Raw genomic sequence first — 10,826 nt, forward strand, 5'->3', positions numbered from 1 at the left:
GCTCTGGGTCCAGGCGGAGTTCCATCAGATCGCCGCCCACGCCGAGCAGGATGCGGCCGTCGTCGCCGACCACCGCCACGTTGGCGCCATGGGGGATCCGCAGTTCGAGCAATCGGGCCCCTGAGGCCGGGTCCCACAGCCGCAGCACGCCGTCGACGTGCCCGGTCAGGACGTGCGGCCGCCCCCTCACGGTGAGAATGGCAAGGGTGACGACTTGGGACCCTTCCCCAGGGACCCGTACCACCGGCGCCGGGGAGGCGCTCAGATCCCACACGGTGATACCGCCGTCGGCGTCTGTGACCGCGGCATGCGGGCGACCGTCGAGGCCGAACGGTGTGATGCCAACGACGGCAGGACCTACCTTTCCGCTCGCGGCCCTCAGGAGATCGGGCTCTCCGGTCAACCTCCACAGCAACAGCTCGCCGTACTCGCTTCCGGCCAGAGCGTACGAGCGTGCCTCCCGGGTCATGGTGGCGAGGGCAGTCACCCTCCCCTGGAAGGCATCGGTGCACCGCACCTGCGTGGCGTCGGTCATGTCCCACAGGGCGAGGCCGCCGCTCATGAACCCGATGACAGTGTGCGCGTGGCCTTTGATCAGGACTTCCGTGGCCGCGCTGGCAGTGGCGCCGAGCTGGGCGCGTGGCCCGTGGACGGTGAATGGAGCTTTGGCTGGGCCGAGAAACGCCTGCGTCTTCCCGGTGCCGGGGTCCTGGAGATAGACCGACATACCTCTGTCCCTGGGCCGTTCGTACCTACGGCCGTATTGCCAGGCCCAGCAGAACAGAAGGGTCCGGCCCTCCACGGTGAGCGGGGCGAGCCGCAACATCTTTTGCTCGGAGTCTCTCTCCGTCTCCCACACCATGGTTCCCCGTTCCACGTCCCAGCTCCGGATAGAACCGTCGGGTGAGGCGGTGATGGCGAACAGGCGTCCGTCCTCGCGCAGTACGGTAAGCGCATAGATCCACGGACCAATGGCTCGCCTGTCCCAAACCGTGGCGGTGGCGCTGCCGACCGCTGACTGCATCGTTGCCAAGGCGGTTTGTCCCCTGTGTGCCTGGACCCCAGGCGTTCCGGTGATGTGCCGTACCCGCCATGGCAGCCATCTCAGTAGAGTCGCCGACAGGTCTGCCAGGCCCGCCCGGGCGGCATCGACGGCGAGGATCTGACGGCGGGCCTGCGGGGTCGCGGCCTCATGACTGCCGAACGAGGCTAAGTAGACGGCACTCGTCGGATGCGGCTCGTCCATCTGGTCATCGGACAGGATGTGTCGCAGCGCGTCCGGGGCCGCGTGCACGAGGAACTCGGGGTCGGCCAGGAGGGCGTTAAGGTCTCCTGCCTCATGGGCATGGCGGGCGGCGTGCACGAGCAGATAGGGGTGGGCCGTCGCCCAGCCGCCCGGTGCGGCCCGGATTTCGGCGAGCAGACGCGCCCACACCGCGCGCGCATGCCGAGCTCCCGGCTCACTGCCGTCGGTGCCCTCCGCGCGCTCGGGACCGCCGGTGACCACGGCGCCCGGGGAGTGCCAGGGCTCGGCCCGGAGGTGATCGGCCAGGCCCTGGTGGAAGAGGCGGTAGACCGTGTTGCCCTCATCGTCGACAGCGGTCCGCAGATAGAACCGTGCCGCTTCGAGCGCGGCGCGCACGTCTTCCAGTGTTAGCTCCTTCGGCGAGGGGGCCGGTGATTCCGGGTCCTCTGCTTCGAGGGCGTTCGGCGCCGGGCCGTCCGGGTCCGCCTGCGGAGCGAGGAAGGCTTCTGTGACGAGCCGGACGATTTCCTCCGGCATGCCTTGGCCATACGCGAAGGCCAAGGCTGCCAGCACCGGGCGCAGCAACACGGCCCCTTCTCCGCGCTGGCGCAGGTCCATCTCCAGGACCTGCCCCAGCCCACGCGGCACCTCCGCCGCCAGCCGCCGGGCGTGTGCCACATTGGTGACGGGCGGACCGTCCAGAACGTGCCGGGCGTACAGTCCGGCTACCAGGAACTCGCCCCAGCCCAGCCGCCTTCCGAACCGCGGGACGAGGACATGCGCCGCCGTCCGGGCGATGGTGTCGGCGGCGGGCTCGCGCTCGGCCGTACCATACTCGGGCGTGGCGGTCAGCAGATCGCGCAGATAGTTGTGGATCTCCTGACGTAGCCGGGGCCTTGGCACCCGGCCGAGGTCCACTACGCCGCCGCTGCGGCGGGCGCTCGCCAGCAGGGCGGTGAAGCGGCTGTCACGGCGCAGGCCCACGAGCAGCCGGACCACGGGCTGTTTGTCCGCGCGCCGCTCACGGCTCAACTGAAGCAGCATATGGCCCAGTCGCTCGGGTTCCTCGGCCTCATCGATCGCATCGACGATCAGGACGGGTGGTCTATCGCGGTCGTGCAGAGCGTCTGCGACACATTCCATGTCCCAGTGGGGGCTGTCTGGCGGGGCCTCCGGCAGCTTCCACTGGCGGGCCACCGCCGCGGCTACTTCGGTCACGGAGCGGTGCCGTGCGTGGACGACAGCGAGGTCGGGCATGGCGGGAATATCGGCGAAGCGCTGCCAGAGATGGCGTGTTTTCTGTCGGAGCTTCGGGTGGGCGGCACACACCACCACACCCAGAAGGGCCGACTTACCGACCCCCGCCTTGCCGGTGACGACGCCCAGTGATGACCTCTGCCCACTTCCGCGCAGCCACCGGCACAGTTTCTGCACTTCCTCCTCGCGCCCCTGGAAGTAGGCGACGTGCGCGGCGCTGGGCACCTGCTGGGCACCGGATGCCCTGCTGGCGAAGTGCACAACGTCGACGGCGTCGTCGAGCGCAGGCAACAAGCGCTCCGGCTCCGGTACGAGGCCGGGCGCCGTACCAGCGAAGGGGGTGACATCGACGGATTCGTCGAGGAGTGCGGTCAGATCGGGATCCAGCTCCAGCCCGGAGCCGAGCTGGGCGCTGTAGCGCGGGTTGCGGAAGAAGCGCAGGTGCGAGAGGTCGGTACCCATCGGGACCCACGAGGAATAGGCATCCTGCGTCCAGCTGCCCTGCGCCAGCCGGGCGACCTCTTTGTTCACCTCGCGGCAGAACTTGTTCAGCGGGATGTACTGCAGCGATTCATGAACCCGCAGTCTCTCCTGGCTGAAGCGGCGCAGGACGTTGACGACTGCGCGGGTCAGGCGGCCGTCGTACGCGGGCGAGTCGCCGGAACTCGCAGCGATCACCCAACCCTTGCGCCGCTCGGCGCGTGCCAGGGCCTGCCATGCGTACGCCGCGGCACGCCCCGAGTAGCAGGTGTCGAGAATGAACAGGGTGCTGGGGCGGTCGTCGTGGTCCTCAACCCACTTGATCCACCCCTCGACGTCTGTGTCGGGCCGCCGCCCGTCTGCCCCTACGACGTACAGGCCGCCACTTCCCTCCTCGGCGAGCACGCCATGGGCGAGAAGGTGGACGATCAGGACGCCGTGCCTGCCTTTGACGGAACTGCGGATAGCGTCCTCAAGGGCATCCGCTGTCATGGCGGGGCCGGCCGGGCCAGGAGGCGTCCCAACACACGTGTAGCCGAACCCCTCCAGGGTCTCTCGGAGGTCATGGGCGTAGGCCTCGGCGAAGTCCAGGCGGGGCAGCTCCTCCAACGACGGTTCTGCACCGGCATTCTCGCCGTACTCCGGAGAGATGCCCAGTACCAGGGCGCCGCGCGTCAACTCCATCTGTACACCCCGCGTTTGGTCCAACCGTCGTCCTTCCCGGGGCCAGCGTATCCAGGGCCCCGGCGAGTAGACCCGGCCTGGGGTGTTGATCTAGATGGTGGGCCCCGGAAGTAGGTGAGCCGACGCCGCCCGGTTGCGCATGGCGCTGTACTCGTCACCGGCCCGCCACCCGCCCGACACCGCTCCGGCAGTACCCCGGCGGCCGGCCGAACCAATGGCGCACCGCACGAGGCCGCCGCCGCGGATGAGTGGACACGGGGGACTCCACCGCGCGCCCGTGCGCGGAGGCGAGTGGAGACCACGGTGGTGCGGATCGGGCGGTCCACTCGGTGGGCTCCACCCGGTCGGGGGGTGCAGGACATCCCGGCATCCGGTGCGCTCGGTGCGGTGCATCGGGCGCACCGGTGCGCCCGCCGACGATGCCGTGCACTTGCGATGCACCGCTCAGCACACCCGGTCAACGACACACCCGCTCAAACGGACACGCCACCGGCGCACGAACCTGACCAAGCACTCCTAGACGAAGTCACCGAGGTTCGCACGGAGTTCACACGGCCGTCAGAACGTGTTGGTACCAACTCACCGGATCGGCTGTCTAACGTGCGCTGATCACTCACGAAGTTGGAAGGACACGCGCATGAGACGCGCCACCAAGGTCTCCTCCGCAGCTGTCGGCCTGGCCGTCCTCGCGGTCACCGGCACCGCCGTCGCCGCCGTGAACCAGAGCGACAACGACTGGCCCTACGCCCACCACAGCGCGGCCTCGTACACCCTGGCGGCTGTCGGCGACATCGCCTGCGAGCCCGCCGACGACGAGAACGCGTCCACCCCGGCGTCGCTGAAGTGCGGCAGCCCCACCCTGGGCGGCATGAGCGCCGAGTTCGCCACCGCCAAGCAGGCCACGGACATGCACCCCGATGCCGTGGCACTGCTGGGCGACGAGCAGTACCAGGTCGGCAAGCTGACCGACTTCGAGAAATCCTTCGAGCAGGCATGGGGAGGACTGAAGATGCTGGAGCGTCCGGCGCCCGGCAACCACGAGTACTACCCGTACACGAAGAAGGGCGACAACGAGAAGGGGCAGAACGGCGCCGGCTACTTCGGCTACTTCAACGGCCACGACCAGGCCGGCACGCCGAACACCCAGGGCCAGGCCGGCGACGACACCGCCGACAACCAGGGGTGGTACTCCTACGACCTCGGCAACTGGCACATCATCTCGCTCAACGCCGAGTGCGACTCCGACGCCTTCACACACGACTGCTCCACGACGGACAACGGCCTCCTCGGCCAGGAAACCCAGTGGCTCTCGAACGACCTGGCCGCCAACAACCGTCCGTGCACGATCGCGTACTGGCACCAGGCGACCTTCAGCGCCACGACGGCCTCGACCGCCACGGTGCCCGCGTCCGCGCCGGGCGCCGGCGGCGCCGAGGGCGCAGCGACCGACGCGTGGTGGAAGCTCCTCTACCAGCACCACGCCACGCTCATCCTCAACGGTCACGAGCACGCGTACGCCCGGCTGCGCCCGATGAACCCCGCCGGCCAGTCCGACCCGGCCCACGGCATCCCGGAGTTCATCGTCGGCTCCGGCGGCGAGGCCCTCGACACCCTCGCCGGCTCGCCCGGCGACTACGACAACCCCAACGTGGTCACCGCCCAGGCCGGCGCCTTCGGCGTCATGAAGCTCACCCTCAAGCCCCACAGCTACAGCTGGGACTACAAGCCCGTGCTGCCCGGCCCCGGCTTCGACTCCACGGCGCTGAAGTACAGCGACTCCGGCAGCGGCACCTGCAAGTGACGCCCCGCCCGGGAGGAACAGGCATCGGCGGCACACGCACGGGAGACGGCCCCACGGCGACGCCGTCGACCCCACCATATGTCCAGACACGCGGCATGGGGCGCCTGACCAGGGTAGATGCCGCGAGGCCGCGGTGAATCTGCCCCGGACTACTCGACGGTCGCCGCCTGGAAAGTGGGCTTCAGCCGCAGGACATGGGTGGCGGCGAAGGGGATCAGGTTCTCGTGCCGGTCCGGCAGGGCGATCACCAGAGTGCTGTCCGGCAGGGCGGCGGCGCACGCCCGTCAGCATCCGCACCGCCGTACGGTCGTCGAGGCGGCAGCAGCCGGGGATCGGGGCGCGCTCACGGGTGTTGCGCGTCGGCGGGGCCGCCGCGCCCGGCCGCCGACACAGCGGAGGCCGCCGTCGGAAGCCGGGAGGTGGACCCGGGTTGCGGTAGGGGTTGCGCAACGTGTTGCGGCAGAGGTTACGGGGGTCGTCTCAGCGTCCTGGAGTCGGCCCAGGTCACTGCGGGCGTACGGCGTGGTCGGGCCGCTGACATCCCCGTTGCGACCCCCTTCGCCCATGCCCTGGCTGGTGTTGAGGATGAGGGAGGGGCGGAATGGGCGCCGTGAACGCTGCCGGGGACCGGGGCGCCGCGCCGGTGTTGTGTGCCGGGCGGGGCCGACGCGCCAGTGCCGCCGACGGTGCGGCGGCCGGGGTCAGGAGTCGTCGTCGGCGGTGTCCTTGATGTGGTCGAAGCCGCGGAGCAGAGGCGTCAGTTCCCGAGCGGCTCCGCACAGCGTGCACAGCCGGGTGCCCGGGTGCTCTGCCGCGTCCAGGGCGCGGTCCACATCGAGCAGTGGCGCGCCCGCCGGTGCTTCCTCGCAGTCCGGTACGGGCAGGACGGAGCGGGCCGGGCCGCGGCCGTCGCGCACCTTCTGCAGCACCCAGCCCGAAGGACGGCGCTCCCCGAGGACCTCACGGACCACCGACTGCGGTGACCGCTCCAGCTTCTCGGTGACGACCTGGTCGTAGTCGACGTCTTTGACCGGCCGTACGTGATTGGGGGCGCGCACCTACACTCGGTACTCCGCCGCCTCCACACCGCCGTCCTTCGATCTCGGTCGACGGCAGCCCCACGGGATAGACCCGCCCGGTTTCGGTCTGCCGCCGCTGTCATAGCCGTGCGACGACTTTCTACTGCTCGGTCCCAAGCAGAGGATCGGGGGGCAGTACGACCCGGACCGGCACGGGCACGAGTTCGGGATCGGCGTCGGAAGGCGGTGTCACCGCACCACCGTAGGCAGTGAGCCGGTCCCACTCGCGCGGCCGCGGCAGCATCGAGCCCCACGGGCGGGGACGCCAGCCCCGGTTGTCGGCTTGGGCGCCGAAACGTATCCACAGCCTTCCGCTTCCGCGCCGAACTCTCTCCACAGGGAGATCGTTTTAGCGTCCTCGCCCGGCGTGGGTGGCTGCTTCCGGCGGCACCGTGACGCCCCAAAGCCGTTACGCAGGGGTGGGCCCGGCCCACCCGCGGTTGTCCTACCAGGCGGCCTGCCGGAGTACTGCCGCTGCACCCCGTCCGAGACCGTGCCTTCTTGACGAACCCGGTGTCGTCCATGATCAGCACTCCCGCCGGGTCCCCCGGCTTCTCGGCAACGTATTTCTGCAGGTCATCGCGAATTTCCGTACGTTCGCCCGCTCGCCGCACGTGGTCGCGCTCGGGGTGTCAAGCGCGTCGGCGATCTGGTCTGCCGCTGGGCCGCCGGAGACCGACGGGGTGGGCGTCGGCGGCTCGGATGGCGTCGACGTCCAGCACCTCGATGGCGGTCCGGGACTGCTGGTAAGACGACGCGTCCGGGACCGGGATCAGGCCGGTGTGCCGGGCCCCCCGGAAGGGGCTGCGGGAACCAGGGCGCTGGCATACCCCTCCGTAGTGCCGGGGGTAGACAGACCGTGCCCACCCCCATACAGTCCGTACCGGGGCCTGCTACTGCAGGAAAAGGGGGCAGAAAGCGTGCCTTACTGCGGCATTCAATGCTCTCCTGCGCTTTGACGAACTTCTCCCTGCGATCACGGGAGGCCGGGCACGGACCCGGTAGGGCAATTCGGTTCGATCCAGAGGATCCCCGCCGCGACGCGGTATTCGCTGAACGGGAACCTCGCTGCAGCCCCGTTCACGTCATCACATCAGCGCCGCGAAATGTGCCAGCGACAGCGCTCATCCAACTCGTCCGTAATATCCCCAGACGGAAGGAACGGCCAGCATGGCCTTATCGGAAGCCGACCTCGCGAAGCTCGGAGACACTCCGATCACGATCCAGTCGACGCACTACCCGAACGTGTACCTGCGTATGGACGGGACCGGCGTGACCGCCCCCAGCGATCCCGGCGGCGGCAAGGTCAACTGTCAGTACGGCACCGGCGCCTGGACGACGTTCAAGGTCCGGCCGCAGGCCGACGGCACGTACGCGTTCGAGTCGGTGGCCTTCCCCAGCGTGTTCCTGCGCATGGACGGCACCGGGGTCCCGACCGACATGAGCGGCGGGGGCACGGTCAACTGCCAGTCGTACATCGGCCCCTACGAGAAGTTCCGTGCGCGCGCCCAGACCGACGGTTCGTTCTCCTTCGAGTCGGCGACCTTCACGAACATCTTCCTGCGCATGGTGACCGGCAGCGGGGTCACCACCGCCACCGGCCCCGGCGGAACGGTGAACGGCCAGTACAACGCCAACGGCGGCGGCGACGAGAAGTTCTTCCTCGACAGGGCATAGCTTGATCCCTTCCGGCCCCGTGCTTCGCATTGGGCCGGAACGGTTTGTCGGAGCGGCACCCTCCTGAGGCGTGTACACACACCACGGGCCGCCCACCCCAGGAGGGCTGGTCGAACTCACGCAGGGGCTGCCGGTGGTCTGCACGCCGAAGTCACGGATGTCGTCCGTTTCTGATAGCGGCCGCGTCCGGGTTGCTCGAGGAACCCCTGGCGGACGAGTCGCCCCAGGCGGGAGCGGGTGACGTTGATCGAGGGCTCGTCGGTGGGCAGGCCGAGGTGCTCGTGCAGATCGCGGACGCGGAACACCTTCCCGGGGTGCTTGTTGAACGCGGTCACGATGCGCTGGTAGACGGTGGCGGTCTCCGCGGGGGCCATTGCGTGGTCGGGAGGGGTAAGGCTTTCGGTCACCTTGCGGGTGGCAGCGAGCTCAGCCAGACGGGCTTCGGTCTCGGCGAGGGCGGTGGTGAGCCGCCCGATCTGCTCGCGCAGGTTGTCGGCTCGTGCGGCGGATTCATCGTGTTCGGTCCGCAGCAGCCGCAGGAGCTCGCTGACGTTCATGCGGCCAGCTCCACGTCGTCCCGCCAGGGCCGGACGGGACGGCCGGCCCACCTGACGGCGATAGCACACGGCAGGCTCTACACAGGCCGTATGAGACGCAGCCGTGAAGAGAGCGCATCCCAGGATCTGCCGGGCGACTTGGCACGCCCTGTCCGAGCTCCAGCACCCATCCCGCTCCCGTGGGCCGTGTCTGTCCGCTCGCCCGCCCGGTCGGGCTGCTGTCCTTCGCCGCGGCCACCGACACCGTCCTCGCGGTCGGCCAGACCGGTACCGAGGGCGAGCAGCCGGGCGACGGCGGCGTAGGCGCGCTGCCAGTCCACCGGCCACGCGGGCCGCCAGTCCTCATCGATCGCGGCGAGCTGCGCCGAGCGCCGCGCCTACCGGCGCAGTTGCTGAGCCTCGAAGTAGCCCCAGGCCATGCCAAGTTGCTGCAGCTTCGGCCCTCGATGAGGCCCCGACTTGGTCTGAACCATTGCTCTCGGAGTCGAGTGTGGAGGAAACTGCTCTCCAAGCGCCGGATCATCACGGCCGGAGAGCCCGTCCTCTCGCCCACGGACAGGAAGGCAGCACCACGACCATGCGCAAAACCATCTCGACCCTGAGCTTGACCGGACTGGTGGCCGCGGCCGCCCTGCTGCTCGCCCCGTCCGCCCAGGCCGCTGGGCTCGTCTACGTCGGCATGTACCCGACGGCCGCCGCCTGCGACGCGGCCGGCAAGGACTACGTGGCACGCGGCCTGGCGGTCAGTTACTTCTGTGACGACACGCCGTACGCCAGCCGCCTGTCCATCTGGGACTGACCGCACCGACTTTCGCCCGCAGCACCTACGGCACGAGGACCCGGCCGACGACGCCCGCGGGCGGGCGGAACTCGCGATGTAAAAGCGCCTCGGCAGCTGCTCGCCGCTGCGGCGGGCACCGTCTGCGATCCGGATACCGACGACGTCGGCCAAGCCGAGCTCGCCGCTGAAACCGCGGCCCCCCGCGAGGCCGAGCTGCATCCGTCCGCCCGGGGCCGCGGCCCGCGCCGACCAGCCGGCTCGTCTGGGTCCGACTGGCGCCGGCGCCACCAGGCGCGAGGACGCACCAGTCACTACCGGTAATAAGCAGCAGCGCGGACATGAAGATCACGATCTACAGCTGGAGTATCAAATCGGGCTCTCTCGCCCAGCATGGTTAGCCCGACCATGCCCACTGCCCCGGCCTGCTGCCGCCCCGACCACCGCCGGGTTCCGCTCTGGATGCCGCCTGCTACCGGTGGCTGTCAGACCGCCGGTAAAGGGGTGCCCAGCACGCTGCTCTCTCGATCGCCACCCAGCAGGGCGGCCCGGCGCGCAGGAGCCACTCCGATGACCGCCCACCGCACCGCCGGCAGGCGCCCGGTGCACCCGCCCCGATCACTGCGAAACATGTACGCGTGACGCTGGACGCCCGCCCCGCCGTCAGGAATTGACTGGGAGGGGCCGGCCCGCTCAGCGATCCGCAGCCGGCCTTCCGACGTTCATGTCCTCTTGAGTGGCTCTCCCTGGTTGCAGTGGACAACCCAGTGCTGCTCTTCGACGTGGACGGGTGGGAGCCCAGCTGGGGCGAAGACGCTCACGATGGCCTCCGGAGCGCGAGGACGCTGGTCGCCGGCGGGTTTGGGCTGCAGCCAGGCCAGGAACGCCGATGCGGCCCGCTCGGGGTCGGCGGGGTCGGCGTGGAGGAGGTCGGTGGCGGCCTGGGCGTAGGCGGAGACGACCGCGGTACGGGTGGCCGCGGTGACCCACACCAACAGGTCCACCTCTCCTTTGTCCCAGGCCTGGCGGGCGTGGTGGGCGGCGAGTTGTGTCTTGCCGACCCCGCCCATCCCGGCCAGCACCTGGCCCAGCACCACCGTGCCGCCCTCGGCCACGGCCTGCTTCAGCTGCGCGGCGGCCGCACGGTCCTGGAAGCAGTCGGCCTGCCGGGGCAGCACTCCCACCTGGTGCCGGCCGCGCACGAGCGGCCGCGGCGCGGCGTAGTGGGTGATCTGCCCGCCGGGGGCTATGTAGCCGACCGCGACGC

The 10,826-nt window shown here is 69.8% G+C and carries 6 protein-coding genes and 2 pseudogenes; 3 read left to right on the plus strand and 5 right to left on the minus strand.

Annotated features, from left to right (window positions below):
* Positions 1 to 3,667: AAA family ATPase (locus FRZ03_RS04280; RefSeq protein ID WP_186785247.1), on the minus strand; the 3,667-nt coding region annotated here is incomplete at its 3' end.
* Positions 3,668 to 4,304: 637 nt separating this feature from the next.
* Between FRZ03_RS04280 and FRZ03_RS04285 the strand changes: the two genes are divergently transcribed.
* On the plus strand, positions 4,305 to 5,468 hold the full coding sequence (locus FRZ03_RS04285; RefSeq protein WP_146463790.1) for a metallophosphoesterase family protein: 1,164 nt from the start codon (positions 4,305 to 4,307) through the stop codon (positions 5,466 to 5,468).
* Positions 5,469 to 6,169: 701 nt separating this feature from the next.
* Here the strand turns inward: FRZ03_RS04285 and FRZ03_RS04290 are convergent.
* Both FRZ03_RS04290 and FRZ03_RS41115 read right to left on the minus strand, forming a co-directional pair.
* The gene (locus FRZ03_RS04290; protein WP_146463791.1) at positions 6,170 to 6,526 is read right to left on the minus strand and encodes a DUF6233 domain-containing protein; all 357 of its coding nucleotides are present in this window, start codon (positions 6,524 to 6,526) and stop codon (positions 6,170 to 6,172) included.
* Positions 6,527 to 7,006: 480 nt separating this feature from the next.
* Positions 7,007 to 7,134, minus strand: a pseudogene (locus FRZ03_RS41115) (IS701 family transposase); the annotation flags it as partial.
* A gap of 583 nt (positions 7,135 to 7,717) precedes the next feature.
* On the opposite strand from FRZ03_RS41115, the gene FRZ03_RS04300 reads away from it, so the two are divergent.
* Positions 7,718 to 8,224, plus strand: a complete 507-nt coding sequence (locus tag FRZ03_RS04300) for a fascin domain-containing protein (RefSeq protein WP_146463792.1) — start codon at positions 7,718 to 7,720, stop codon at positions 8,222 to 8,224.
* 116 nt (positions 8,225 to 8,340) lie between these two features.
* Here FRZ03_RS04300 and FRZ03_RS04305 read toward each other — a convergent pair whose 3' ends face one another.
* The gene (locus FRZ03_RS04305) at positions 8,341 to 8,781 is read right to left on the minus strand and encodes a PspA/IM30 family protein (RefSeq protein WP_186785248.1); all 441 of its coding nucleotides are present in this window, start codon (positions 8,779 to 8,781) and stop codon (positions 8,341 to 8,343) included.
* A gap of 577 nt (positions 8,782 to 9,358) precedes the next feature.
* Between FRZ03_RS04305 and FRZ03_RS04310 the strand changes: the two genes are divergently transcribed.
* The gene (locus FRZ03_RS04310; protein ID WP_146463793.1) at positions 9,359 to 9,580 is read left to right on the plus strand and encodes a hypothetical protein; all 222 of its coding nucleotides are present in this window, start codon (positions 9,359 to 9,361) and stop codon (positions 9,578 to 9,580) included.
* 701 nt (positions 9,581 to 10,281) lie between these two features.
* Here FRZ03_RS04310 and FRZ03_RS04320 read toward each other — a convergent pair.
* Positions 10,282 to 10,826, minus strand: a pseudogene (locus FRZ03_RS04320) (hypothetical protein); the annotation flags it as partial.

The organism is Streptomyces misionensis, assembly GCF_007896895.1.
Taxonomy (GTDB): Bacteria; Actinomycetota; Actinomycetes; order Streptomycetales; family Streptomycetaceae; genus Streptomyces; species Streptomyces misionensis_A.

What these genes read in the sequence shown, in the direction of transcription:
- FRZ03_RS04285 (WP_146463790.1), top strand. Translation starts at nt 4,305, where the DNA reads ATGAGACGCGCCACCAAGGTCTCCTCCGCAGCTGTCGGCCTGGCCGTC.
- FRZ03_RS04300 (WP_146463792.1), top strand. Translation starts at nt 7,718, where the DNA reads ATGGCCTTATCGGAAGCCGACCTCGCGAAGCTCGGAGACACTCCGATC.
- FRZ03_RS04305 (WP_186785248.1), bottom strand. Translation starts at nt 8,781, where the DNA reads ATGAACGTCAGCGAGCTCCTGCGGCTGCTGCGGACCGAACACGATGAA.
- FRZ03_RS04310 (WP_146463793.1), top strand. Translation starts at nt 9,359, where the DNA reads ATGCGCAAAACCATCTCGACCCTGAGCTTGACCGGACTGGTGGCCGCG.